The sequence below is a fragment of the Streptomyces sp. NBC_00663 genome (assembly GCF_036226885.1).
Classification (GTDB): Bacteria; Actinomycetota; Actinomycetes; order Streptomycetales; family Streptomycetaceae; genus Streptomyces.
Genome location: NZ_CP109027.1, coordinates 1,717,606 through 1,743,935, shown reverse-complemented (window position 1 = coordinate 1,743,935; position 26,330 = coordinate 1,717,606). Strand labels below are relative to the sequence as shown.

At 69.4% G+C, this 26,330-nt stretch carries 19 protein-coding genes; 8 read left to right on the top strand and 11 right to left on the bottom strand.

Annotation, left to right across the window (positions count from 1 at the left end; genetic code table 11):
* The first annotated feature begins 151 nt into the window (after window positions 1-151).
* The gene (gene dnaK, locus OG866_RS07930) at window positions 152-2,011 is read left to right on the top strand and encodes a molecular chaperone DnaK (protein ID WP_329332788.1); all 1,860 of its coding nucleotides are present in this window, start codon (window positions 152-154) and stop codon (window positions 2,009-2,011) included.
* Here the strand turns inward: dnaK and narI are convergent.
* From narI to OG866_RS07900, 6 genes are all read right to left on the bottom strand, one after another.
* Window positions 2,008-2,730: a respiratory nitrate reductase subunit gamma gene (narI, locus tag OG866_RS07925; RefSeq protein WP_329332786.1), complete on the bottom strand. Its 723-nt coding sequence runs from the start codon at window positions 2,728-2,730 to the stop codon at window positions 2,008-2,010. The two genes, dnaK and narI, sit on opposite strands and share 4 nt — an antisense overlap.
* A complete protein-coding gene (narJ, locus tag OG866_RS07920; RefSeq protein WP_329332784.1) occupies window positions 2,730-3,218 on the bottom strand; it encodes a nitrate reductase molybdenum cofactor assembly chaperone in 489 nt (162 codons plus the stop codon). Before narJ ends, narI begins: the two co-directional genes overlap by 1 nt.
* The gene (gene narH / locus OG866_RS07915) at window positions 3,218-4,825 is read right to left on the bottom strand and encodes a nitrate reductase subunit beta (RefSeq protein ID WP_329332782.1); all 1,608 of its coding nucleotides are present in this window, start codon (window positions 4,823-4,825) and stop codon (window positions 3,218-3,220) included. Before narH ends, narJ begins: the two co-directional genes overlap by 1 nt.
* The gene (locus tag OG866_RS07910) at window positions 4,825-8,508 is read right to left on the bottom strand and encodes a nitrate reductase subunit alpha (RefSeq protein WP_329332781.1); all 3,684 of its coding nucleotides are present in this window, start codon (window positions 8,506-8,508) and stop codon (window positions 4,825-4,827) included. The genes narH and OG866_RS07910 overlap by 1 nt, the downstream gene beginning before the upstream one ends.
* A gap of 78 nt (window positions 8,509-8,586) precedes the next feature.
* Window positions 8,587-9,402, bottom strand: coding sequence for an SAM-dependent methyltransferase (locus tag OG866_RS07905; RefSeq protein ID WP_329332779.1), 816 nt, complete (start codon window positions 9,400-9,402; stop codon window positions 8,587-8,589).
* A 30-nt stretch (window positions 9,403-9,432) separates the two neighbouring features.
* Window positions 9,433-10,296: a helix-turn-helix domain-containing protein gene (locus OG866_RS07900; protein WP_329332777.1), complete on the bottom strand. Its 864-nt coding sequence runs from the start codon at window positions 10,294-10,296 to the stop codon at window positions 9,433-9,435.
* A 258-nt stretch (window positions 10,297-10,554) separates the two neighbouring features.
* Between OG866_RS07900 and OG866_RS07895 the strand changes: the two genes are divergently transcribed.
* Window positions 10,555-10,980, top strand: a complete 426-nt coding sequence (locus OG866_RS07895) for a hypothetical protein (RefSeq protein ID WP_329332775.1) — start codon at window positions 10,555-10,557, stop codon at window positions 10,978-10,980.
* Here the strand turns inward: OG866_RS07895 and OG866_RS07890 are convergent.
* Complete coding sequence (locus tag OG866_RS07890) at window positions 10,962-11,768, bottom strand: helix-turn-helix domain-containing protein (RefSeq protein WP_329332773.1); 807 nt, start codon at window positions 11,766-11,768, stop codon at window positions 10,962-10,964. The genes OG866_RS07895 and OG866_RS07890 overlap by 19 nt on opposite strands.
* A gap of 197 nt (window positions 11,769-11,965) precedes the next feature.
* Here OG866_RS07890 and OG866_RS07885 point away from each other — a divergent pair, with 197 nt between their 5' ends.
* Both OG866_RS07885 and OG866_RS07880 read left to right on the top strand, forming a co-directional pair.
* Entirely contained in the window at window positions 11,966-12,271 is a 306-nt protein-coding gene (locus OG866_RS07885) for a 4a-hydroxytetrahydrobiopterin dehydratase (protein WP_329332771.1), read from the top strand.
* A gap of 4 nt (window positions 12,272-12,275) precedes the next feature.
* Window positions 12,276-13,019: a class I SAM-dependent methyltransferase gene (locus OG866_RS07880; RefSeq protein WP_329332770.1), complete on the top strand. Its 744-nt coding sequence runs from the start codon at window positions 12,276-12,278 to the stop codon at window positions 13,017-13,019.
* Here OG866_RS07880 and OG866_RS07875 read toward each other — a convergent pair.
* Complete coding sequence (locus OG866_RS07875; RefSeq protein WP_329332769.1) at window positions 13,003-13,464, bottom strand: hypothetical protein; 462 nt, start codon at window positions 13,462-13,464, stop codon at window positions 13,003-13,005. The two genes, OG866_RS07880 and OG866_RS07875, sit on opposite strands and share 17 nt — an antisense overlap.
* The gene (locus OG866_RS07870) at window positions 13,461-13,940 is read right to left on the bottom strand and encodes a hypothetical protein (protein ID WP_329332768.1); all 480 of its coding nucleotides are present in this window, start codon (window positions 13,938-13,940) and stop codon (window positions 13,461-13,463) included. Before OG866_RS07870 ends, OG866_RS07875 begins: the two co-directional genes overlap by 4 nt.
* 72 nt (window positions 13,941-14,012) lie before the next feature.
* Here OG866_RS07870 and OG866_RS07865 point away from each other — a divergent pair, with 72 nt between their 5' ends.
* Both OG866_RS07865 and OG866_RS07860 read left to right on the top strand, forming a co-directional pair.
* The gene (locus tag OG866_RS07865; RefSeq protein ID WP_329332766.1) at window positions 14,013-14,948 is read left to right on the top strand and encodes a helix-turn-helix transcriptional regulator; all 936 of its coding nucleotides are present in this window, start codon (window positions 14,013-14,015) and stop codon (window positions 14,946-14,948) included.
* Between the two features lie 70 nt (window positions 14,949-15,018).
* Window positions 15,019-16,905: a rhamnogalacturonan lyase gene (locus OG866_RS07860; RefSeq protein ID WP_329332764.1), complete on the top strand. Its 1,887-nt coding sequence runs from the start codon at window positions 15,019-15,021 to the stop codon at window positions 16,903-16,905.
* A gap of 64 nt (window positions 16,906-16,969) precedes the next feature.
* On the opposite strand, the gene OG866_RS07855 is transcribed toward OG866_RS07860, so the two are convergent.
* Window positions 16,970-19,630, bottom strand: coding sequence for a cellulose binding domain-containing protein (locus tag OG866_RS07855; RefSeq protein ID WP_329332762.1), 2,661 nt, complete (start codon window positions 19,628-19,630; stop codon window positions 16,970-16,972).
* Between the two features lie 198 nt (window positions 19,631-19,828).
* Complete coding sequence (locus tag OG866_RS07850; protein ID WP_329332761.1) at window positions 19,829-22,744, bottom strand: glycoside hydrolase family 48 protein; 2,916 nt, start codon at window positions 22,742-22,744, stop codon at window positions 19,829-19,831.
* A gap of 252 nt (window positions 22,745-22,996) precedes the next feature.
* Between OG866_RS07850 and OG866_RS07845 the strand changes: the two genes are divergently transcribed.
* The gene (locus tag OG866_RS07845; RefSeq protein WP_329332759.1) at window positions 22,997-24,502 is read left to right on the top strand and encodes a cellulase family glycosylhydrolase; all 1,506 of its coding nucleotides are present in this window, start codon (window positions 22,997-22,999) and stop codon (window positions 24,500-24,502) included.
* A 30-nt stretch (window positions 24,503-24,532) separates the two neighbouring features.
* On the top strand, window positions 24,533-26,254 hold the full coding sequence (locus tag OG866_RS07840) for a glycoside hydrolase family 6 protein (protein WP_329332758.1): 1,722 nt from the start codon (window positions 24,533-24,535) through the stop codon (window positions 26,252-26,254).
* The last annotated feature ends 76 nt before the right edge of the window (window positions 26,255-26,330 follow it).

Genomic DNA, 26,330 nt, shown 5'->3' with positions numbered 1-26,330 from the left:
CTGGCTGCGGAGGGTCACATCGGGCCGTCTCCGTAGCGGGCGTACGCGCGGCGCCGCTGATTTCGGGGTACCCGGGGGACGCGGCATTGACAACAGCCCACTCAAGTTTTGTGCTGGAGTCCGGGAAGTGCCCTGGCGGAAGGGGACAGTGATGGGACGCGCGGTCGGGATCGATCTGGGGACCACGAACTCCGTGGTGGCCGTCCTGGAGGGCGGCGACCCCACGGTCGTCGCCAATGCGGAGGGGGCCAGGACCACACCGTCGGTCGTGGCCTTCGCGAAGAACGGGGAAGTGCTCGTCGGGGAGGTCGCCAAGCGGCAGGCCGTGACGAACGTGGAGCGGACGGCCCGGTCCGTGAAGCGGTACATGGGCGACGGCGGCTGGCGGTTCCCGGAGCAGGGTTCGGTCGACGGCACCCGCTACCGGGCGCAGGAGCTGTCGGCGCGGGTGCTCCAGAAGCTGAAGCGGGACGCCGAGTCCTATCTCGGCGAGGACGTCACCGACGCGGTGATCACGGTCCCGGCGTACTTCGATGACGCCCAGCGGCAGGCCACCAAGGAGGCCGGCGAGATCGCGGGCCTGAAGGTGCTGCGGATCATCAACGAGCCGACCGCCGCCGCCCTCGCCTACGGCCTGGACCGGGGCGAGGAGCAGACGGTCCTCGTCTTCGACCTCGGCGGCGGCACCTTCGACGTGTCGCTGCTGGAGATCGGCGACGGTGTCATCGAGGTCAAGGCGACCAACGGCGACACGCATCTCGGCGGCGACGACTGGGACCAGCGGGTCGTCGAGCACCTGGTGAAGACGTTCCAGGGGCAGTACGGCATCGACCTCGGCAAGGACAAGATGGCCCTGCAACGGCTGCGCGAGGGCGCCGAGAAGGCCAAGATCGAGCTGTCCAGCTCGTCGGAGACCACGATCAACCTCCCGTACATCACCGCCTCCGCCGAAGGTCCGCTGCACCTCGACGAGAAGCTGACGCGCGCTCAGTTCCAGGAGCTCACCGCCGACTTGCTCGACCGCTGCAAGACCCCCTTCCACCAGGCCGTCAAGGACGCCGGCATCAAGCTCGCCGCGGTCGACCACGTCATCCTCGTCGGGGGCTCGACCCGGATGCCCGCCGTCACCGACCTCGTCAAGGAACTCACCGGCAAGGACCCGCACAAGGGCGTCAACCCGGACGAGGTCGTCGCCCTCGGCGCCGCTCTTCAGGCGGGTGTCGTCCGCGGCGACGTCAAGGACGTCCTCCTCCTCGACGTCACCCCGCTGTCCCTGGGCATCGAGACCAAGGGCGGCATCATGACCAAGCTCATCGAGCGCAACACCACGATCCCGACCCGGCGTTCGGAGATCTTCACCACCGCCACCGACAACCAGCCCTCGGTCGGCATCCAGGTCTACCAGGGCGAACGCGAGATCGCGGCCTACAACAAGAAGCTCGGTGTCTTCGACCTCACCGGCCTGCCGCCGGCGCCCCGTGGCGTCCCGCAGATCGAGGTCGCCTTCGACATCGACGCCAACGGGATCATGCACGTCTCCGCGAAGGACCTCGCGACCGGCCGCGAGCAGAAGATGACCGTCACCGGCGGCTCGGCGCTGCCCAAGGACGACATCGACCGCATGATGCGGGACGCCGAACAGTACGCGGAGGAGGACCGGGGGCGCCGGGAGGCCGCCGAGACCCGCAACCAGGCCGAGCAACTCGTCTACCAGACCGAGAAGTTCCTCCGGGAGAACGACGAACGTGTCCCCGCCGAGACCAAGGCGGACGTGGAGTCGGCCATCACGGAACTCAAGACGCTCCTGGAACAGAACGCCGACACGAACGCCCTGCGCAACGGCGTCGAGAACCTCGCCACCGTGAGCCAGCGGGTGGGGCAGGCGATGTACGCGCAGGCGCAGCAGTCGGAGCCCACCGAACAGCAGACCACCACGCCCCCCGAGGAGGAGGGCGTGGTGGACGCGGAGATCGTCGACGAGGACCGGGAACAGAAGGGCGGGGCGGCTTAGGACTTCGCGCGCTCCCAGCCCCGCCGCTCCGGACGCGGCCCCAGCCTCCTGGGGTCGCGTGCCCGGTAGACGACGTAGGGCCGGAACAGATACTGCACCGGCGCGCTGAACATATGGACCAGCCTGCTGTACGGCACGAACGCGATCAGCGCCATCCCGATCACCGCGTGGATCCGGTACAGCAGCGGCACCCCGTGCATCCGGTCGAGGTCCGGCTGGAGGGTGAACAGGCTGCGCGCCCAAGGGGCGATGGACTCACGGTAGTTGTAGCCGTCGCCGGAGGCGTGGGTCAGCTTGGCGATCATGCCCATCGCGATCGCGCCGAGCAGCACCAGGTACATGAGCTTGTCGTTGGCGGTGGTCGCACGGAAGACGGGCGCCCGCGTCCGGCGCCGGTAGACCAGCAGCACGACCCCGGCGACCGTGAGGACGCCGGCCGCGGTGCCGCCGTAGAGCGAGAACAGGTGGTACGTGTGCTCGCTGATCCCCAGTTTGTCCGTCCACGACATCGGGATGAACAGCCCGACGATGTGCCCGGCCAGCACGAAGAGGATGCCGTAGTGGAACGCCGGGGAGGCGATGTTCAGCAGCTTCGACTCGTAGACCTGCGAACTGCGGGTCGTCCAGCCGAACTTGTCGTAGCGGTAGCGCCAGACGAGTCCGGCGACGAGCAGGGCGACGGCGACGTACGGCAGCACGCCCCAGAGGAGTGTGGTCATCAGCGCACCCCGGTGCAGTTGGGCAGTGTGGCGCATACGGCGTCCAGGACGGACGCGTACGGGGTCCCGAACGCGGTGAGCCGGGAGCGCAACTGCTCCAGGCCGTCCCGGTGTTCGGTGAGCAGGTCGGTGTTCCCGGTGCGCGCCGCGAACTCAAGCACCGCGGGCAGGAAGTCGGGCAGCTCCTCACCGGTGAACTCCAGGCCGGCGGCCCGGTAGACGTCCTTGAAGCGGACCAGCGACATCCCACGCCGCCGCGTGTCCCCGTCCTGCCACCAGCTCAGATACAGACTGTGCCGGTTCTTGAAGTCGAAGACCTGGACGTAGTGCGCGGCCAGCTCCTGCGGCGCGGTCAGCGCCGCGTGGTCCGTGAACTCCCGCAACTGCGGCGCCGCTTCACGCAGCAGCGGCAGCCGGGCCCGGAAGTCGTCGTCGGGGTAGGTCAGACAGAGCGCTGCTGCCTGGTACAGCACGGCGTACGACGGCATCAGACCTCCTCGACGTCGGCGGGGTCGTCGGACGTCTGGCGTTTGCGCAGGCCGTGGAAGTTCTCCACGGACACCACCGGCAGCAGCTTGCGCTGCCCGGAGTCCTGGCCGAACGGCCCGTCGCCGCCCATGCCCGGACCGCCCTCGTACTCGAGACTGCACCCCTCCGGGAGCGCCGACTCCTCAAGGCGCCGGGCGTCACCGACGGCGGCGGTCGGGATCACGTACCGGTCGTCGTACTTGGCGATGGCCAGCAGCCGGTACATCTCCTGGATCTCCTCGGGCTTCATACCGACCGCCTCGGTGACGGCCGGGTCCGGGTCCTCGCCGAGGTTGATCGCCCGCATGTGGGCGCGCATCGCGGCGAGCTTCTCCAGACACGCCCGCACGGGCGCGGTGTCGCCCGCGGTGAAGATCTCCGCGAGGTACTCCAGCGGGATGCGGAGCGTGTCGATCGCGCCGAAGAGGTTCTGGGCGTCCTCACCGTCGTGCCCGGTCTCGGTGAGCGCGTCCACGACCGGGGAGAGCGGCGGGATGTACCAGACCATCGGCATGGTGCGGTACTCGGGATGCAGCGGGAGCGCCACCTTGTACGTGCTGATCAGCGCGCGCACGGGGGAGCGGCGGGCCGCCTCCATCCAGTCGTACGAGATTCCCGCCTCCTCGGCGGCCCGCTGCACGGCCGGATCGTCCGGGTCGAGAAAGACGCCCAACTGGGCCTCGTACAGGCCCGTTTCGTCGGGAGTGGAGGCCGCTTCCGTCACCTTGTCGGCGTCGTAGAGGATCACGCCGAGATAGCGGAGGCGGCCCACGCAGGTCTCCGAGCAGACCGTCGGCAGGCCCACCTCGACGCGCGGGTAGCACATGGTGCACTTCTCGGCCTTGCCGGTGCGGTGGTTGAAGTAGACCTTCTTGTACGGGCATCCGGTCACGCACATCCGCCAGCCCCGGCAGTGGTCCTGGTCGACCAGGACGATGCCGTCCTCCGCCCGCTTGTACATCGCGCCCGACGGACACGAGGCGACGCAGGACGGGTTGAGGCAGTGCTCGCAGATGCGCGGCAGATAGAACATGAAGGTCTGCTCGAACTCGAACTTCACCTTGTCCGCCGCCTGTTGGCGGGTGCGCTCGACCATCGGGTCGAGGTCCCCGTAGGCGGGGGCGCCGGCGAGGTTGTCGTCCCAGTTCGACGACCACTCGATCTTCATCGGCTTGCCGTCGATCTGCGACACCGGCCGGGCCACCGGGAAGTCGTCGCCGAGCGGCGCGTCGGTGAGGTTCTTGTAGTCGTAGGTCCAGGGCTCGTAGTAGTCCTTGATCTCCGGGAGCTTGGGGTTGGAGAAGATGCCGAGGAGCTTCTGGAACCGGCCGCCCGCCTTGAGCTTCAGCGCGCCCCGTTTGTTCAGCTCCCAGCCGCCGTGCCACTTCTCCTGGTCCTCGTAGCGGCGCGGATAGCCCTGCCCGGGGCGGGTCTCCACGTTGTTGAACCAGACGTACTCCATGCCCTGCCGGTTGGTCCATGCCTGCTTGCAGGTGACCGAGCAGGTGTGGCAGCCGATGCACTTGTCGAGGTTCATGACCATCGCGATCTGAGCCATCACTCGCATCAGTACTGCACCTCCTGGCTGCGGCGGCGGATGACCGTCACCTCGTCGCGCTGGTTGCCCGTCGGGCCCAGGTAGTTGAACGCCCAGCTCAACTGGGCGTAGCCGCCGATGAGATGGGACGGCTTGAGGATCAGCCGGGTGAGCGAGTTGTGGATGCCGCCGCGTTTGCCGGTGGCCTCGGTCTTCGGCACGTTGACCGTGCGTTCCTGCGCGTGGTGCATATAGACCGTGCCGGCCGGCATCCGGTGCGAGACGACCGCGCGGGCCACGACCACGCCGTTGCGGTTGACCGCCTCGATCCAGTCGTCGTCCTTCACACCGATCGCGTCGGCGTCCTGCGGGGACATCCAGATGGACTGGCCGCCGCGGGAGAGGGCGAGCATGAACAGGTTGTCCTGGTACTCGGAGTGGATGGACCACTTGTTGTGCGGGGTGAGGTATCGGACCGTCACCTCCCGTTGTCCGTCCGGGCCGAGCTGTGGTTCGCCGAACAGTTTGTTCATGTCGAGGGGCGGCCGGTAGACCGGGAGCGCCTCACCGAGCTCGTGGATCCAGTCGTGGTCCAGGAAGAAGTGCTGGCGGCCGGTGAGGGTGTGCCAGGGCTTGAGGTGTTCGGTGTTGAGTGTGAACGCCGTGTATCTGCGGCCACCGGCCTCGCTGCCCGACCACTCCGGCGAGGTGATGACCGGGACGGGTGCCGCCTGGGTGTCGGCGTAGGTGATCCGCTTGCCCTCGTGCTCGGCGGCGAGGTGGGCCATCTCCTGCCCGGTGCGCTCCTCCAGGGTGTGGAAGCCCTGGGTGGCGAGGCGGCCGTTGGTGGTGCCGGACAGGGCGAGGATGGTGTTGGCGGCCTTCACGGCGGTGTCGATCGAGGGGCGGCCCTGGTAGCCGGTGCCGTTCAACTCGGCCAGGTGCCGCACTTCTTCGTCCGGCTTGAGGGCGATTCCCTTGCAGGGCAGGCCCAGCTTCTCGACCAGGGGGCCGAGGGCCCGGAACTTGGCGCCGATCGCGGTGTAGTCGCGTTCGACGACCGTGAGGTTCGGCATCGTCCTTCCGGGGACCGGCTCGCACTCGCCGCGCTTCCAGTCCAGGACCACCCCGCCGGGCTGGGCGGTCTCGCCGGGGGTGTCGTGCTGCAACGGCGTCGCCACCAGGTCCTTGCGGGTGCCCAGATGCAGGACCGCCATCTCGCTGAGCCGGTCGGCCAGCGCCTTGAAGGTGTCGAAGTCGGTGCGGGCCTGCCAGGGCGGGTCCACGGCCGGGGTGAAGGAGTGCACGTAGGGGTGCATGTCGGTGGACGACAGGTCGTGCTTCTCGTACCAGGTCGCCGCGGGCAGGACGACGTCCGACAGCAGTGTCGACGAGGTCTGCCGGAAGTCCAGGGACAGCAGCAGGTCGAGCTTGCCCTCGGGGGCCTCCTCCCGCCATGTCACGTCCCGGGGCCGCTCGTGCGACTCGGCCTCCTTCGCGCTCAACGACGAGTGCGTGCCCAGCAGATGCCGGGTGAAGTACTCGGCGCCCTTCGCCGACGAGCCGAGCAGGTTGGCCCGCCACAGCGTCAGCACGCGCGGCCAGTTCTCCGGGGCGTCCGGGTCCTCGCAGGCGAAGTTCAGGGTGCCCGCCCGGAGTTCGGCCACCGCCTTGGCCACCGGGTCGCCGAAGGTCTCGCCCAGCTCCAGGGGATTGCGGTCGAAGGTCGGGTACGACGGCATCCAGCCCGAACGCGCCGACAGGGCGAGGCAGTCGGCGCCCGTCATGCCCTTGAAGCGGCCCTCGCCGAGCGGTGACGCCAGCACGTCCGCGGTGAAGTGGTCGTAGCGCCACTGGTCGGTGTTGAGGAACCAGTACGCGGTACCGATCATCTGCCGCGGTGGCCGCGACCAGTCGGAGGCGGCGGCCAGCGTCGCCCAGCCGGTGGCGGGGCGGCACTTCTCCTGGCCGACGTAATGCGCCCAGCCGCCGCCGTTGCGGCCCTGGCAGCCGGTGAGCTGGAGCAGGGCCAGGAAGGCGCGGTAGATGGTCTCGGAGTGGAACCAGTGGTTGGTGCCGGCGCCCATCAGGATCATGCAGCGGCCCTTGGAACGCTCGGCGCTCCGCGCGAACTCCCGGGCGATCTTGACGCACTTGGCGGCCGGGACGGAGGTGTGCACCTCCTGCCAGGCCGGTGTGCCGGGCGCCTCGGCGTCCTCGTAGGAGGCGGGCCAGCTGCCCGGCAGGCCGGGGCGTCGGATGCCGTACTGGGCGAGCAGCAGGTCGTACACCGTCGTCACCAGCGGCCCGTCCGGACCGCCGAGGCGCGTCGCCGGCACGCCACGGCGTACGACGTCGCCGCGGCCCTGGCCGTGCTCGCCGCCCTCGGTGTCGAAGCGGGGGAGCAGGACCTCGACGCCGCTCGCGATGTTCTGTCCGTGCAGGGTCAACGTCGGCTCGACCGCGCCCAGTTCGAGGTTCCAGCGGCCCTTGCCGGACTCGGTCCAGCGGAAGCCCAGGGAGCCGTTGGGGACGACCGCCCGGCCGCTCGCCGCGTCCAGCACGACCGTCTTCCACTCCGCGCCCTCGCCCGACTGACCGAGGTCGGCGGCGCGCAGGAACTTGGAGGGGACGTGGGCGCCGTCCTTCTCGGTGAGCGTGACCAGGAACGGCAGGTCGGTGAACTGCCTGACGTAGTCCGTGAAGAACGGTGTCTCACGGTCGACGAAGAACTCCTTGAGGATCACGTGCCCCATGGCGAGGGCCAGCGCGCCGTCCGTGCCGGGGTGCGGGTGCAGCCATTCGTCGGCGAACTTGGCGTTGTCGGCGTAGTCGGGCGCGACCACGACCACCTTCTGGCCCCGGTAGCGGGCCTCCGCCATCCAGTGCGCGTCCGGGGTCCGGGTCACCGGGACGTTCGAGCCCCACATCATCAGATACGCGGCGTCCCACCAGTCGCCGGACTCGGGGACGTCCGTCTGGTCGCCGAAGACCTGCGGGGAGGCCACGGGCAGGTCGGCGTACCAGTCGTAGAACGACAGCATCGGGGCGCCGATCAGCGAATGGAAACGGGCGCCCGCCGCGTGCGACACCATCGACATCGCCGGGATCGGGGAGAAGCCGGCGACGCGGTCGGGACCGTACGTCTTGATCGTGTGGACGTGCGCGGCGGCGACGATCTCCACCGCCTCGTCCCAGGTCGCCCGGACCAGTCCGCCCTTGCCGCGGGCCTGCTGGTAGCGGCGGCGGCGCTCGGGGTCGTTCTGGATGTCCGCCCAGGCGACAACGGGGTCGCCGGTTCTCGCGAGTGCCTCACGGTAGAGGTCGAGCAGCACACCGCGGACGTACGGGTAGCGCACCCGGGTGGGGGAGTACGTGTACCAGGAGAACGCGGCGCCCCGGGGACAGCCGCGCGGCTCGTACTCGGGCCGGTCGGGACCGACGCTCGGGTAGTCGGTCTGCTGGGTCTCCCAGGTGATGATGCCGTCCTTGACGTACACCTTCCACCGGCAGGAGCCCGTGCAGTTCACGCCGTGCGTGGAGTTCACGACCTTGTCGTGGCTCCACCGGTCCCGGTAGAAGGCGTCCGCCTCGCGACCGCCGGTCAGTTCGATGCTGTGCAGGTCGGGTGCGGGAGTGCCGGGCCGGAAGAAGCGCCCCGCCTTCAGCAGCGCCGCGCCCGGCTCGGTGGGCGGGGTCTGGGTGTCGGTCACATGCGCTCCCTTGCTTGCCCGTGCTTTCGAAGCTAGGGGCGAGGGCGGGAACGCACCTGTTCACGGCACCCGTACGGGTCAGGGCTTGCGGGCGACCCCCGCGTACACCGGCACGATGCCCTCCGACTGGGCCTCGACGTCGACGGGCTCCGGCCGCCAGCCCGTCACCGGGATCACCCCGGGGCCCAGCAGCTCCAGACCGGCGAAGAAGCGCGAGAACTCGGGCAGCGAGCGCGGATAGAACGGCGTACCGCTCGCCCGGAAGTGCTCGGCGGCCCTCCCGATGGCCTCCGGGCTCAGATCGGGGGTGACCTGGGAGAGGATCACATAGCTGCCGGGGGCGAGTTCGGCGACGTACCGTTCCAGCAGGCCGTACACGTCGTCCTGGTCCGGCTCCTCGCTCAGATAGTGGGTGAGCGCCACCAGCGACAGGGCGGCCGGCCGAGCGAAGTCCAGGGTCTCGGCGGCCGTCCGCAGGATGGTGTCGGGGTCGCGGACATCGGCGTGCACGTAGTTCGTGGCGCCCTCGGCGGTGCTGTGCAGCAGGGCCTGGGCGTGCCGGAGGACGATCGGGTCGTTGTCGACGTACACGACCCGCGCGTCCGGAGCGACCTCCTGGGCCACCTGGTGGAGGTTGGGCTCGGTGGGGATGCCCGTGCCGATGTCGAGGAACTGACGGATGCCCGCCGCGGCCGCCGTCCGTACCGCCCGGTGCATGAACCGGCGGTTGGCGCGCGCCCCGCGCACGACCGCGCCGTCCGTGGCGAGGATCCTGCGGGCCAGCTCCTCGTCCACCGGGTAGTTGTCCTTGCCGCCCAGCCACCAGTCGTACACACGGGCCGGATGCGGCCGGGTGGTGTCCATGATGGTGGGCGCGGCTTCGGATCCGGTCATGAGGTGTCTTCTCCTCGGTCCTCAGTAGGTTCAACAGGTCGCGCGGCACTCCCGCAGGATCTTCTTGGTGCGTTCGGCCGACGCGGCGCGCGCCGTCATGTGGTCCAGGACCTCCAGATGCAGGGAGACCTCCTTGCGGGAGTCCAGATACAGGGCGCCGGTCAGATACTCGGTGAACGCCATGTCCGGCAGTTCGGGCTCGGCGAACCGGAAGAGGGAGAAGGGGGCGTACGTCCCCGGGTGCGGGCCCGCGGCGAACTCGGCGATCTGCAACGTGATCCGGTCGCGCTCGGCGAACTCCAGCAGCTTGTCCAACTGCTCCCGCATCACCGCGCCGCCCTGGCCGACGGGCCGGGCCAGCACCGTCTCGTCCATGATCACCCACAGGTGGGGCGGGTCGGGGCGCTCCAGGAGCTGCTGGCGGGCCATCCGCAGGGACACATGGCGCTCGACGGTGTCCGGGCCGGCCTGCGCGATCGTGCCCGCCTCCATGACGGCGCGCGCGTACGCCTCGGTCTGGAGCAGCCCCGGCACGAAGTGCGGCTCGTAGGAGCGGATGATGCGGGCCGCGCCCTCCAGGCTCACATACAGGCTGAACCAGTCCGGCAGCACGTCGTGGAACCGCTGCCACCAGCCCGGCTGGTTCGCCTCCTCGGCCAGCGCGACGAACGCGTCCGCCTCCTCCTCGGAGACGCCGTACGTCGACAGCAGCAGCTGCACGTACGGGATCTTCAGCGCGACCTCGGCCATTTCCATGCGCCGCACGGTCGCCGGAGCCACGCGCAGGACCTTCGCGGCCTCCTCGCGTTTGAGCCCGGCCGCCTCCCGCAGCTCCTGAAGCCGCTTGCCGAGCACCACCTGGCCGACCGTGGGCGCGGGCCGCCGCTCACTCACGCCACGCCTCCCCTACGCGCCGAAGTATCCGGGGCAGTGTGTCATGTTCCGCTGTCAGTCTCACGTGATCGGTGGTGAGGCGCTCGCCACGCGGGGCGGTGGGGAAGCCGACTGTGCCCTTACCCCGCGGGTAATCGACCGGACCGGGGCGGCGCGGGATCGTGGAGTCACCGGGTTCCGGGGCGGCGCACTCCGGTCCGGAACCCGGCCCCACCCTCTTCCGTGCTCCAACTCGACCTCGACGGAGGCTGATTCGTCATGTCCGCAGCCCAGCTGTCCGCCCTCGCCCGCACCACCGACCCGCAGACCGCGCTGCGCCGCTTCCTCGCCCTGGACGCGGTGGTGACCGGCGTCAACGGCCTCGCCTATCTCGCCGCCTCCGGGCCGCTCGGGCGCCTCCTCGGCGTCGGTTCGGCGCTGCTGCTCGAACTCGGCGCGTTCCTCGTGGTGTACGCGGCCGGTGTCGGGTGGCTCGCCGCCCGGCCCCGCCCGGCCGCACTGCCGGTCCGAGCCGTTGTCGAGGCCAACCTCGCCTGGGCGGTGCTGAGTTGTGCCGCCCTGGCGCTGTGGCTGTCGCCGAGCACCGCGGGAGCGCTGTGGACCGTCCTCCAGGCCCTCACCGTCGCCGGGTTCGCGGCGCTCCAGCACATCACCCTGAAGGCACGTCAGGACATGAGCCCCTGAAGGTACTTGACCGTCGCCGGGTCGGCCGGGAGGAACGTCTCGATGGCCAGCTCGGCGACGGTCACGTCCATGGGGGTGTTGAAGGTGGAGATGGACGAGATGAACGACAGCACCCGGCCCTCGTGCTCGATCCGCATCGGGAGCGCGAAGTACGCCGCCGCCTCCAGCTCTTCGCCGCCGTCCTCGTCCTCGTGGGCGAGCGGATACGCCGCCACCTCCTCGTACAGCGCCCGCAGCGGCTCCGAACGGCGCAGGGCGATCTGCCGTTCCATCTGCTCCAGGAGATGCCCGCGCCACGCCCGCAGGTTGCGGATACGGGGTGCCATGCCCTCCGGGTGCAGGGTCAGCCGCATCGCGTTGAGCGGGGGTTCGAGCAGGGTCTCCGGGATGCCGTCGAGCAGGGTCAGGATGCCGTGGTTGGCGGCGACCACGTTGTACATGGCGTCCAACACCAGTGCCGGGTACGGCTCATAGCCCTGGATGAGCCGCTCGATCCCGTCCCGCAGCGCGTCGAGCGCCGGGGCGTCCAGCGGGGTCTCCGGGTAGTGCGGGGCGTAACCGGCCGCCAGCAGCAGCGCGTTGCGCTCCCGCACCGGGACGTCCAGATGCTCGGCCAGCCGCAGCACCATCTCCTCGCTCGGCCGGGAACGCCCCGTCTCGATGAAGCTGATGTGCCGCGCGGAGGAGTCGGCCCGCAGCGCCAGCTCCAGCTGGCTGACCCGGCGCTGCTCCCGCCAGGCCCGCAGCAGCGGGCCGACGCCCCCGTCGGTGGCAGTGGTGGTGGTCATACGACGACCGTAGACGAAGCCGGTGGACGCCCGCGAAGAGAAATCCGGGCCGGCCGGCCGCGTCGGCCCCTGCTGACCAGGGCTTCCACGGTCTCCCTGTGGCACGCTGAGAGAACACCCCCAGAACCCCTCCCAGCTCACCCTCAGCACACCCCCAGTACCCCCGGCTCACCCGCAGTCCAGGAAGGAGCGGCGTCATGGCCGTGCAACCGCTGTCGCAGAAGGAGATCGAGGACCGGCTAGCGGAACTGCCGGGCTGGTCGCTCGACGGTGACCACCTCACCTGCTCCTACCAGCTGTCCTCGCACTTCGCGGCGACCGCGATGGTCGTCCACATCGCCCAGGTCCAGGAGGAGCTCGACCACCACTCCGATCTCACCCTCGGCTACAACACGGTCGCCCTGAGCGTGAACACCCACAGTGTCGGCGGCGCCGTGACCGAGAAGGACCTCGAGCTCGCCCAGCGGGTGGCGGCGCTCGCCCCCGGCCACGGAGCCCAGTGACCGCGTGCTGGACTACGACAAGGAAGCCGACGCCTACGACATCACCCGCGGCGGCGAACCCCGGGCCGCCGCGGCCGCGGACGCGGTGCTCGGCCTGGTCCCGCCGGACGCCCGCCGCCTCCTCGACGTGGCCTGCGGCACCGGCATCGTCACCCGCAGGTTCGCGACGGCCCGGCCCGCGCTGCGGGTGACGGGCGCCGACCTGACATACGGCATGGCCCGTGTGGCGGCGGCGCGGCTGCCCGGGGCGATCGTGCTCGGCGACAGCCGCCGACTGCCCTTCCCCGACGGGGTGTTCGACGCGGTGACCAGCGTGTGGCTGCTGCACCTCATCCACGACCCCGAGGACACCCGCAGCATCGTCGCCGAGTGCGCCCGGGTGCTGCGGCCCGGCGGGGTGTACGTCACCACCGTCGACAAGGCCGCCGCTCACGACGTCGGCAGCGACGTCGACGCGGTCCTCGCCCCGCGCCCGCGCCGGCCCGCCCCGGACGGCGCCCGCCGGGTGGAGTCGTACGCCGCTGCGCAGGGCCTGGTCGCCGCCGGGCGGGCCCGTTTCACCGGCGTCGGCCAGGGCCGCAGCCCCCGGGGCACCGCCGCCGACCTGCGGCGCGGCTGGTTCACCATGCTGCCGCCGGGTGACCCGCGCACCGAGGAGCTCGCCGCGCGGATGGCGGCCCTGCCGGACCAGGACCGGCCCCGCGCCGACCCCGTCTTCGCGCTGCGCGCGTTCAGGAAGCCCGGGTGAACTCCATGACCCAGTTGGCCAGCCAGGTGTCCCCGCCGTCGAGCGAGAACGCCTGCTCCCAGCGGGCGCCGGTGTCCGACACGTCGGACCACACGAACCGCACCCGTACGTCCTTACCGTCGTGCGTGTCGTCGCCGTAGAACTCGCCTCGCCCGTCCGTGAATTGACCGAACACGGGCGGGAAGAGGGTCCCGGTGCGGCTGGACGCCCAGTTGAGCGACCACTGCCCGCTCTCCCGGTCGAAGAGCCGCAAGGTCGCCCCCTTCGCGGCCAGATGCGGCATGTCGATCTCGTCGATGTTCGCGGCGCCGTCGAACAGGGGCCAGCAGCGGTTGGTGGCGGGGAACTCCTCCCAGCCGCTGTCCGGGTCCAGGAAGTCGGTGCGGCGGCGGTTGAGCACCTGCCAGTCGCCGTGGAAGAAGTCGAAGTCGTGCGGGCTGCTCATGAGCGGTCTCCTGTGGTTCCCTCGGCCAGGGAGTCGGCCAAGTAGGCGTCGAGGTCCGGGACTTCGGGCGCGAGCAGATGCCGCACCCAGGCGTCCCGCTCGTGCAGGATCGGCGGCAGCTCCCAGATGCAGCCGATCCAGGGCAGTTCAGGCTTGATGAAGTGGGTCGGGTCGAGGTCCGGGCACGACAGCGCCGGTTGACCGGCCGCCGCGCCGCGGAAGTGGAGCACGTTGTCCCAGACCCAGCTGTAGGCGTTGAGATAGGCGCCCGTGTCCCCGCCCCGGTGCAGCACGACGAAGGTCGCGGGCGCAGTGCCGTCCGGCTCCGGCAGCAGCTCCGGGAGGATCTCGTACGCCGCCTTCTCGACGTCGGGCGCGATGCCGGCCGGGTCGGTGGTGACGTGGTAGCGCTTGATGTGCCGGCCCGCGATCTCGATCGGTGGCGGCACGGTCAGCAGTTTCTCGGTGAAGCCCATGGCGGGACGGTAGGGTGACTTCACTGACACCTTCTGTCAGTGAAGTCGGTGGATCTCTGGGATCCTGTGTCAGTGAAGTCCAGCCGACTCGTCTCGATCCTGCTGCTGCTCCAGACCCGGGGCCGGATGACCGCCGCCCAGCTCGCCGAGGAGCTGGAGGTCTCGGTGCGCACGGTGTACCGGGACGTGGAGGCGCTGGGCGCGGCCGGTGTCCCGCTGTACGGCGACGCGGGCCACGCCGGGGGCTACCGTCTGCTGGACGGCTACCGCACCCGGCTGACCGGCCTGACCGCCGACGAGGCGGAGGCCCTCTTCCTCGCGGGCGCCCCCGGTCCGGCCGCCGAGCTGGGGCTGGGGTCCGTGCTGGCGGCCGCCCAGCTGAAGGTGCGTGCCGCGCTGCCGGCGGAGCTGCGCGTCCACGCCGACCGGATCAGCGGCCGCTTCCATCTCGACGCGCCCGGCTGGTACGCGGAGGCCGACGCCACCCCGTATCTGCCGGCGGTCGCGGACGCGGTCTGGAACGGCCGGGTGCTGCATGTGCGGTACCGCCGCTGGGCCCGGCCGACCGATGTGGAGCGGCGCCTTGAGCCGTACGGGCTGGTGCTGAAGGCGGGCCGCTGGTATGTGGTCGCGGGGCCGGGGCCGCGCACCTTCCGGGTCGACCAGGTCCTCGAACTCGTCACGTCCGACGAGGAGTTCAGCCGCCCGGACGACTTCGACCTGGCCGCGTACTGGGCGGCGTACCAGCGCGACTTCCATGAACGTCTGTACCGGGAGGAGGCGGTGGTGCGGCTGGCGCCGGGGGTCACGCACCCGAGAGCGAGTGCGTACGGCCCGGAACAGCCCGACGGCTGGACCTCGGCGCGGGTGCCGATCGAGTCCGTCGACCGCGCCCTGGGCGAGTTTCTGTCCATGGGCGCCGGCGTCGAGGTGCTGGAACCGCCCGAGCTGCGCGAGCGACTGGCGGCGACCGTAAGGGAGTTGGGGGCGCGGTACGCCGGGGTGTGAGCGGCAACCTTCCGGTGCGCGGCGGCGACGGAGGAGTGGAACCTGTCCGTCCTCCCGGGAGGTACGTCTCGTGCAGCACCCGCACCCGCATCCGCACAAGCACCGCAGACGAAGGGCCGTTCTCTCCGCACTGGGCGCCACCGTCGCACTCGTCGCCGCCGGGCTCACCCAACTCGCCACCCCCGGCACGGCGGAGGCCGCGACCGCCCGGCAGGTGGAGAAGCTGGACCGGGGCGTCGTCAGCGTCCACACCGACGCCGGCAACCTGGTCAGCTGGCGCTGGCTCGGCACCGACCCCACCGACGTCTCCTTCAACGTCTACCGGGCCGGTACGAAGGTCAACTCGACGCCGATCACCGGCTCCACGAACTACTTCCACTCCGGCGCCCCCTCCCAGGCCGACTACACGGTCCGCGCGATCGTCGGCGGCGTGGAGCAGGCCGACTCGGTGCACGCGATCCAGTTCCGCACCGGCTACAAGGACGTCCCGATCAGCCCACCGGCGGGCGGCACGACCCCCGACGGCGTCGCCTACACCTACGAGGCCAACGACGCCTCCGTGGCCGACCTCGACGGCGACGGGGCGCTGGACTTCGTACTGAAGTGGCAGCCGACGAACGCCAAGGACAACTCCCAGTCCGGCTACACCGGCAACACGATCGTCGACGGGATCAAGCTCGACGGCACCCGGCTGTGGCGCATCGACCTGGGCCGCAACATCCGCTCCGGCGCGCACTACACGCAGTTCCAGGCATACGACTACGACGGCGACGGCAAGGCCGAGGTCGCCATGAAGACGGCGGACGGCACGGTCGACGGCACGGGCGCGGTCATCGGCAGCTCCTCGGCCGACTACCGCAACTCCAGCGGCTATGTCCTGTCGGGCCCCGAGTACCTGACCATGTTCAACGGCCAGACCGGCAAGGCGATGGGGACGGTCGACTACGTCCCGGCGCGCGGCACGGTGTCGTCGTGGGGTGACTCGTACGGCAACCGGGTGGACCGCTTCCTGGCCGGTACGGCCTACCTGGACGGTGCCCGCCCCTCCCTGATCATGGCCCGCGGCTACTACACCCGTACGGTCATCGCGGCCTGGGACTGGCGAGGCGGCGCCTTCACCCGCCGCTGGACCTTCGACACCAACTCCTCCACCAACTCCGGCAAGGGATACGACGGTCAGGGCTCGCACAGTCTGTCCGTCGGGGACGTCGACAACGACGGCAAGGACGAGATCGTCTACGGCGCGATGGCGGTGGACGACAACGGCAACGGCCTGTGGACCACGAAGACGGGACACGGCGACGCGCAGCACCTGGGCGACCTCGACCCCTCGCACGCGGGCCTGGAGTACTTCAAGGTCTCGGAGTCGTCCTCCCAGCCGGCGGAGCTCTACATCAACCCGGCGAACGGCACGGTCAACTGGAGCCTGGCCGCGTGCTGCGACAACGGCCGCGGCGTGGCGGGCGACATCTGGGCGGGCAACGACGGCGCCGAGGTCTGGTCGGCCTCCGACTCCTCCATCCGTGACGAAGCGGGCGCGACCAAGGGCCGGGAGCCCTCCTCCTTCAACTTCCTGTCCTGGTGGGACGGCGACACCACCCGTGAACTCCTCGACGGCACCCACATCGACAAGTACGGCACCTCCTCCGACACCCGCCTCCTGACCGGCGCCTCGGTCCACTCCAACAACAGCACCAAGGCGACCCCGTCCCTGTCCGGCGACATCTTCGGCGACTGGCGCGAGGAGGTCGTCTGGCCGACGACGGACAACACGGCGCTGCGCGTCTACTCGACCCCGTACGAGACAACGACAAAGATCACCACCCTCCTCCACGACACGATGTACCGCACGGGCCTGGCCTGGCAGAACACCGCCTACAACCAGCCCCCGCACCCGAGCTTCTTCATCGGCAACGGCATGGCCACGGCACCCAGGCCGACGGTCTACACCCCCTGAGGGACGACGCGTGGAGGCCCCGCCCGGAGCACTTCCCGGGCGGGGCCTCGTCGTCAGACGGCTCTCAGCTCACCGTGCAGGTCTGATCACCCACCTTGAACGCGGCCGGTTTCCCGTTCGTCCCCGACCAGCTCCCCGTGAAGCCGAAACTCACGGACGAGCCCGCCGCCACGTTGCCGTTCCAGCCGACGTTCTTCGCTGTCACCGCCGAACCCGACTGGGTGTAGTCGGCGTTCCAGAGCTGGCCGATCGTCTGGGCGTTGGGGAAGGTCCAGGCGAGGGACCAGCCGGACCAGGCGCTGGTGCCGGTGTTGCTGAGCTGGACGTCCGCCTGGAAGCCGCCCGACCACTGGTTGGTGATCTTGTAGGTCACCGCGCAGGCGCCGGTCGGGGTGGGGGTCGGGTCGGTGCCGCCACCGCCGTCGCCGGTGTCGGAGCTGTCGCCGTAGATGACGCCCCGGCCGTTCGTCGAGATGTAGACCCGGCCGTAGACACGCGGGTCACCGGTGATGGCCCCGCCCGTCCAACCCCACTGGTGGGCGTCGTCGTTGATGCGGGTCCAGGTCGCACCCTTGTCCGTCGAGCGGAAGATGCCGCGCACACCGGCGATCTTCGCGCTGGTGTAGAGCGTCTGGTACGAGGCCCCGGTCGCCGCCTTTCCGAAGCCGATCGTGTCGGCCTGGTCGACGTTGGAGAGCTTGGTGAAGCTCGTACCGCCGTTCGTCGAGTGCCACAGGCCGTACGCGCCGTCACTCGCGCCGCCCGCCAGCCACACGTCACCCTTCGTGCCGGGCAGCGCCTTGAAGCGCACGCTGTCTCCGCTCGGCAGTCCGGTAGCCGCCGATGCCGTGAAGGTCGCGCCACCGTCTGAACTGACGTAGAACTTCCCGGACTTGAAGCCGTAGAAGGTCTTCGGGTCGACCCGGTCGGACTCGACGATCGCGCCCGCCGGGATTCCGGAGGACGCCGACCACGACGAGCCGAAGCCCGTCGTGTACTGCACGCCCGTGCCGCCCGGGCTCCATACGAACCGGCTGCCGTCCGACGCCGCCGCGACCGTGCCGCCGTCGCTGACGCCCGAAGGGTCCTTCCCGGCGAACCAGTTGGCGCCGTTGTCCGTCGAGAACGCGATGTGCGGACCCGAGTCGAGATTGCCGACCCGGACCACCGTGTTCGGGTTCGTCTCGGCGAAGTCCAGGCTGGTCGTCGTGGTGAAGTTCGGCTGGGTGTACATCATCGCCGGCACCTTGGTGAGGTCCGTGTGCCGGAAACCGCCGATGTCGCCCAGGGCGCTGAAGAGCTGGGCGCCGCCGGACGGGGGAGCGGCGAGGTCGAGGACCGCCGTCTCCTCCAGGCCCTGCACCATCGGCTTGATGGTGAACTGGCTCCCGGAGTCCCAGTTGGTGAGGTTCTCCGTGCCGTAGATCGTCGCACCCGTCCCGTACATCATCCGGTTGGAGTTGAACGGGTCGATCTCCAGCGACTCCGTCATCCACCCCAGTTTCGGGGCCTGTTCGGGCGGAGAGGGGTTCGCGCCCCAGGTCAGCCAGGGGGAGGAGGAGACGTCCATCGTGTAGCGGTTGGAGCGGGTGGGGTAGGAGGTGTAGTCCCATGCCCTCGTCCACGTCGCGCCGCTGTCCGTGGAACGGAAGATCTGTGTGTCGGGCCACCAGGAGCTGTACGCCGTGGCCATCAGCGTGCCGGGATGCTGGCGGTCGACGGTCACGCCGCTGAAGCCGTAGTAGGTGTCCGCCTCCGCGACCGGGCTGATGTTCGTCCAGGTGCCCGTCGCCGTCGCGTACCGCCACAGCTGGCCCTTGCCGCCGTCGTACGGGCCGCCCTTGTCGCTGTAGGCGAGATAGAGATAGCCGTTCGTCGCGTCCAGCACACCCTTGTGGGCCAGGTATCCCGTCGGCTGACCGGCGAGGCGCGACCAGGTGGCGCCGCCGTCCGTCGAGCGGTACACCGAGTTCTGAAGGTCGGCGACCCCGACGTAGATCGACTGTGTCGCGTTGCCCGAGGTGCCCGTCTTCTCGTCGAAGGTCACCCAGACGATGCCCTGGTTGTCACTGGCGTAGCCGGAGGTGTCGCCGGCGTCCTGCACGTAGTTGCCGACGTTGGGGAAGTTGGTCACCTGCGACCAGCTCGCGCCGGAGTCCGTGGACCGCCACAGGCCCTTCCCGCTCGGCGCGCCCAGATACAGCACGCTGTTCTTGTTCGGGTCGACGGCGAGCCGCTCGCCCATACCGCGGCCCGGCATGTTGCCGCCCAGCTTGAACGGCAGGTCGGCCTTCTGCCAGCTGGCGCCCCGGTCCGAGGAGCGCAGCACGGCACCGTTCTTCGGGTCCCAGCCGTTGGTGTACGTGCCGACCGCCGCGTACACCTTGTCGGGGTTGACGGAGTCCGAGGCCAGGGAGACCACACCGGTGTGCCCCCAGTCGTCCCAGCCGACCGAGTCCAGCAGCGGCGTCCAGGTCTTGCCGGACTCCTGCCAGCGGTAGGCGCCGCCGATGTCGGTGCGGGCGTAGGCGAGGTTCTTCTCGGAGCGGTTGAAGACGATGCCGGGGACGAAGCCGCCGCCGTCGATCCGGGCGTTCTTCCAGGTGTACGTGTCGGCGGCGAGCGTCACTTTGGCGGTGCTGTCGGCCGCGAGCGCGGGCGGGGTGCCCGCGAGGAGACCGGCCGCGAGAGCGAGGACGGCCGTGAGGATGCGGGTTCTTCGCACGGGGTGTCCTTTCCGGGATCTGGGGGAGGGAGGGGACGTGCGGGTGATCGCCTTACGGGTGGGGTAAGCGCTTTCTATCGGGTCCGAGAGGTGCCGGGCGGCCCCCAGTGCGGGAGGGGGCCACCCGGCCGGTCGGCCCCGTCGTCAGGTGACGGGACCAGGTACGCGGGGCTCCTCAGGCGGAGCGCCTGGCGGGGGCTATTCGAGCAGCTCCGCGTACGAACCCATGGCCAGGGCGATGTCCGCCTGGGCCCAGAAACGGTGGTACGTGAACGACGGGACCGCGCCGCCCTTCAGGTAGGCCTCGATCTTCGACCAGGCCGGGTCGTTCTTGTAGAAGGACCTGATGGACTCGAAGGTGGACGAGGAGCTGATCGCGTCGCCGTTCGGCATCTTGCCGGTCCAGCCGGACGGGATGTAGACCGTGTCGTCGAACCGGTTGTAGTCCGCCCGGCTCTCCGGCACCGCGACGCCCAGGCTGTCCTGGTAGTTGCCCCACATGCCGTCCAGGAGCGCCTTCGCCGTCGTCGCCGCCTCCGTGTCACCGGAGCGGTCCGCGTAGTACGTCAGGGTCTTGGCGTACGCGGCGGCCACCCCGACGTCGTTGGTGTAGTCGGCGACGGTCACGTGAAGTCCGCTGTTGGAGCCGGGACTTGACGCGTTCCAGGTGTCGGGCTGGCCCGACCACTGGAGGGTGGAGGGGATCTGGTAGGTGCCGTCCGGGTTGATCGTGGTCTTGGACAGCGCCCAGTCGACCCACTTGTCGAGGACCGCCTTGGCCTGCGCGTTCCCCGTCTGCTGGTAGTACTCGGCCACCCGCTCCATCGACCACGCCTGGAAACCGAACCACTGGTTGGACGGCGGGTCGTGGTAGACGGGCTGCTGGTCGTAGTACATGCCGTAGAAGGTGGACGTACCGGCCGGCGGGGTCGCGTAACGGCCCGCCCAGCTGTTGGTCGCACCGCCCGCGATGGCGCCCTCGTTCGACTGCAACCAGCGGTAGAACTCCAGCTGCCGGGTGAGCGAGGTGCCCCAGTCCGCCGCGCCGGTCGAGGACTTGGGCTTCAGATCGGCGTACGAGCTGAGCGCGTAGGCCGCCAGAGGGTTCTGGTAGCCGCCGTGCACATGGCTGGAGCCGATGCGCCAGGCCCAGCCCGCCGAGGTGTCGGTGGCGCCGCCCCACGCGTAGTACCAGGACAGCAGGTACGCCGAGGAGTTCTTGCCGGTGCCGGCCGGGCAGGTCGACGGACCGACACAGTTGCCGATCTTCTTGAAGTACTTGTCGTACATCGCGTAGCGCAGATAGTCGCCCATCTTCGCGGCCTTGCCCACGGTCGCGGAGACGTCACTGCCCTTGCCCTGCTGCTTCGCCCAGACGTCCGCCCAGTACGCGGCCTGCACGGCACGTGCGTCGGCGTCCGGGGCGTTGGTGAACTTCCACTGCTTGGCGTAGGAGGCGTCACCCGTGAACAGGTCCAAGTATCCGTTCGTACCGCCGTACTTGAACTGGTCGCAGGTCGGCTGCGGCACCGTCTCCCACACCGACTCCTGCGCACCGCGCTGGAAGGTGTTGATGTACGAAGGACCGGTGTCGGTCGGCCCCGCCTCGCACTTGCCCGGCGAGTTGCCGTAGCCGTAGACGTTGTCGACATCCTGCAACCAGTGCATTCCGTAGACGTCGTCCGTGCCGTACGCCGACTTCAGCTCGCCCGCGATCGGGTCCGTCCCGACCGAGACCGACGAGTCGAGCTTCGCCGGATACTCGTTGGGCGTGTCCAGCTCGGGGGCGTACGTGGCCGGCTTGGAGGCGTTGTAGAAGGAGTTGGTCGGCTGGTCGGCGTGGGTGGGGATCATGTACTTCTCCATGATGTCCCAAGCGCCGTTGAACTTGGTCCAGTCGCCCGTCACCTTGCCGTACATGGCCTGGAGCCAGAGCAGGTAACTGTAGGCCTCCGACGTCGTCTCGTGGCCGTGGTCAGGGGCCTCGACGATCAGGGTCTCCACCGAGTGATAGGGGATGCCCTCGGGCGAGAAGTAGCCGTTCGCCGGGTTGGTGATCTTGCCGTACAGATCCAGGAAGCGGGCGTTGTACGTGCCCGTGGCCGCGATCTGGGTGACCGTCACCGCCGCCTTCGCATGGCCCGTGGCGCTCGACTCGAAGGTCGCCGCGCCGGTGCCGGAGGAGTCGGCGGTGATGGTCACCTTCTGGGCCGTGTTCCAGTTCGACGGGGTGAAGGTCAGGGAAGCCCCGCCGGTCACGGACAGGCCCGAGTTGCCGCTCGCCCGTGCCGTCGTGACGGTCACGTTGGCGGACGGCTGGGTCGACAGCTTGACGTCGTAGGTGGCCGTCTTGCCCTGCTGGACGGCGAGTTGGGTCGTCGAGGCCACCACGGCGGGACCCGAGGCGACCGTGATGCCGACCGGGGTCGACTCCGCCGACGCGCCCAGGCTGTCGTACGCCTTCGCGAGGAGCGAATGACTGCCCACGGTCAAACTTGAGGCGGAAAGAGAGTAGGGAGACGTCGTGTCGGTGCCCAGCAGGGTGGTGTTGTCGTAGAACTCCACCTTGCTGATGGTCGCGTTGTCCGCGGCCGCGGCGGTCGCCGCGAGCGGGACGGCGTCGCCCTGGGTGTAGACGGCGCCCGCGGCCGGGCTGGTCAGCACCGTGATCGGCGGCTGGTGGGCGCCGGTGCACGTGGTGCCGTTGATCGCGTACGACGTGGGTGCGGCATTGGTGCCGCTGTAGCTGAACTGCGCGCCGGTGGAGACCGCGGCGCCGGCCGCGATGGTCCCGTTGTAACCGGCGTCCTTCACCGAGATGTTCTGGCCGGACTGGGTCCAGGTCCCGTTCCAGCCGTTCGAGAGCTTCTGGTTACCGGTGTAGGCGTAGGTCAGTGTCCAACCGCTGATGGCGTCCGTGCCACGGTTGGTGATCGTCACGTCCGTGGTGAAACCGGAGCCCCAGTCATTGGTCTTGTAGTCGACACTGCATGCAAGTGCCGCTGCGGACGCGGGAGTTGAAGCCGTACTGAGCATGGTGAGCGGAAGGGCCATGGCCGCCAAGACGGCGGTCCACAAGCGCCGGACGGGCCGGCGTCTCCTTCTGGGGAGCATGTGCTGGTTCCTCCTTGCGGCTCGGAGAAGTCAAGGCTTGAACCAGTGGGAGCGCTCCCATAGTGAGGACGAGGGTGTGAGGGGTCAAGGTGCTTGAAGAGTCGAAAAGATTCGATGAATGTGGTTGAGGAAAAGTCAAGTGACTCCTCTGTTCTTTAACGTCACTTGGCGCTAGCTTCGGTGGCACCAGTGGGAGCGATTCCATCAGTCGACGCGTCCGTCACGACGCGCCAGATCTGCAAGGACTCGCTCATGCGACACCCCCCGCGTTCAGGACCTCGTTCAGGTCTTTTACTTGCCGGCGCAGCCGCGATCGCCCTGTTGGGCACCGCGGTCGCGCCGGTGGTCACGGCGTCGGGAGCCACCCCCGCGTGCACGGTGGAGTACTCCGTCACCAGCCAGTGGGGCACCGGCTTCCAGGGGGCCGTGACCATCACCAACAACACGGCCGCCGTGAGCAGTTGGAGCCTCGGTTTCGACTTCGCGGGCGGCCAGAAGGTCAGTCAGGGCTGGAACGCCAGATGGTCCCAGTCCGGTACGACGGTCACGGCGGTCAACGAGAGCTACAACGGCTCGCTGGCCACCGGCGCGAGCGTCAGCGCCGGCTTCGTCGGCAGCTGGTCGGGGAGCAACCCCGTACCGACGGCGTTCAAGCTCAACGGCACCACCTGCAATGTCGACGCGGACCCCTCGCCCACGCCGACACCCACGCCGACCGACCCGACGGACCCCGGTGACCCCGACGCGCCACCGGCCCTGAAGGTCTCCGGGAACAAGCTTGTGGACGCCGACGGCACCACCCGTCGTCTGCTCGGCGTCAACCGTTCCGGCGGCGAGTTCATGTGCGTCCAGGGCCGCGGCATCTGGGACGGACCGGTCGACGACGCCTCGGTCAAGGCGATCGCCGACTGGCACGCCAACACCGTGCGCATTCCGCTGAACGAGGAGTGCTGGCTCGGCCTGTCCAACATCAACTCGGCGTACTCGGGCGCCAACTACATCAACGCCGTCAAGGACCTGGTGGCGAAGGTGAAGGCGCACGGCATGACCCCGCTGGTCGAACTGCACTGGACCTACGGGCAGTACACCGGGAACTCGGCCGGCTGCTCCGACGTGCACGCCAGCTGCCAGAAGCCGATGCCTGACATGCAGTACACGCCGTCCTTCTGGAAGTCGGTGGCCGGCACCTTCAAGGACGATCCGACCGTCGTCTTCGACCTGTTCAACGAGCCCTACCCGGACCGCGCCACGGCCACGACCACCCAAGCGTGGCAGTGCTGGCGGGACGGCGGCACCTGCTCCGGCATCGGCTACGAGGTCGCCGGCATGCAGGACCTCGTCGACGCCGTGCGCGGCACGGGCGCGAAGAACCTGATCCTGGCCGGCGGGATCGCGTACTCGAACGACCTCAGCCAGTGGCTCACGTACAAGCCGGCCGACCCGGCGGGCAATCTCGCCGCCGCCTGGCACGTGTACAACTTCAACACCTGCTCCAACGAGAGCTGCTGGAACTCCACGCTCGCCCCGGTGGCGGCCCAAGTGCCGCTGGTCGCCGGGGAGATCGGCGAGAACACCTGCGGTCACTCCTTCGTCGACCAGGTCATGAAGTGGTTCGACGACCGTGGTCTGTCCTATCTGGGTTGGACCTGGAACACCTGGGACTGCTCCTCCGGTCCCTCCCTGATCTCCAACTACGACGGAACCCCCACGTCGTACGGTATCGGGCTGCGTGATCATCTGCGCGCCCTGAACGGTTAACACCCGCAACCGAGAAGGAAACCCGCACTCATGAGTCGTACGAGAACCGCGCTCCTCGCTGCCCTGGCGCTGGTCGCCGGGGCCTCCGGGACGGCCCTCGCCGTGGTCCCCGGAGATGTCGGCATCTCCGCCATTCCCTGCACCGTCGACTACAAGGTGCAGAACGACTGGGGCACCGGCTTCACCGCCAACGTGACGATCACCAACAACAGCGCCGCCAAGAGCAGTTGGGCGGTCAAGTGGTCGTACGCCGGGAACCAGAAGGTCACCAGCGGCTGGAACGCGAAGGTCACCCAGAGCGGGACGGCCGTCACCGCCGCCAACGAGAGCTACAACGGCACGCTCGCCACCGGCGGTTCGACCAGCTTCGGCTTCCAGGGCACCTACAGCGGCACCAACGCGATTCCGGCCACGTTCACCCTCGACGGCGTGACCTGCAACGTCGACGGCGGCACCGGTCCGACGGATCCGCCCGGCCCGACCGACCCCGGGACCGGCACCAAGGTCGACAACCCGTACAGCGGCGCCAAGGTGTACGTGAACCCGGAGTGGTCCGCCAATGCCGCCGCCGAGCCGGGCGGCAGCCGCATCGCAAACCAGCCCACCGGTGTGTGGCTGGACCGGGTCGCCGCGATCAACGGCGCCGGCGGGAAGATGGGCCTGCGGGCGCACCTCGACGAGGCCCTGAAGCAGAAGGGCAGCGGCGAGCTCGCCGTCCAGCTGGTGATCTACGACCTGCCGGGCCGCGACTGTGCCGCGCTCGCCTCCAACGGTGAGTTCGGTCCGACGGACATCGACAAGTACAAGACGCAGTACATCGACCCGATCGCCGCGATCCTCGCCGATTCCAAGTACGCCTCGCTGCGGATCGTCACCACGGTCGAGCTCGACTCCCTGCCGAACCTCGTCACCAACGTCTCGCCCCGGAACACCGCCACCCCCAACTGCGACACGATGAAGGCCAACGGCAACTACATCAAGGGTGTCGGCTACGCGCTGAACAAGCTCGGTGACGTCCCCAACGTCTACAACTACGTGGACGCCGGGCACCACGGCTGGCTCGGCTGGGACGACAACTTCTCGACGACCGTCCAGACGATCAAGCAGGCGGCGACAGCCGAGGGCGCCACGGTGAACGACGTCCACGGCTTCATCACCAACACCGCCAACTACAGCGCGTTGAAGGAGCCGTACTACACCATCAACGACTCCGTGAACGGCACGTCGGTGCGCGAGTCGAAGTGGGTCGACTGGAACCGGTACGTCGACGAGCTCTCCTACGCCCAGGCCTTCCGCCAGGAGGCCGTGAGCCAGGGCTTCCCCTCGGGCGTCGGCATGCTCATCGACACCTCCCGCAACGGCTGGGGCGGCAGCGCCCGGCCGACCGGTCCCGGCGCCAAGACCGATGTGAACACCTACGTCGACGGCAGCCGTATCGACCGGCGCCTCAACACCGGCAACTGGTGCAACCAGTCCGGCGCCGGCCTCGGCGAGCGTCCGCAGGCCAGCCCGGCGGCCGGGATCGACGCCTACGTCTGGATCAAGCCGCCGGGGGAGTCCGACGGTGCGAGCTCGGCCATCCCGAACGACGAGGGCAAGGGCTTCGACCAAATGTGCGACCCGACCTACACCGGCAACCCGCGCAACAACAACCACATGTCCGGAGCTCTGCCGAACGCGCCGCTGTCCGGCCACTGGTTCTCCGCGCAGTTCCAGCAGCTGATGCAGAACGCGTACCCGCCGTTGCCGTAACGGTGATCTGGCGACTGCGGGTCGAGTGTGGTTGATCGCGCAGTTCCCCGCGCCCCTTGAGGGCGTTGATGGCCGC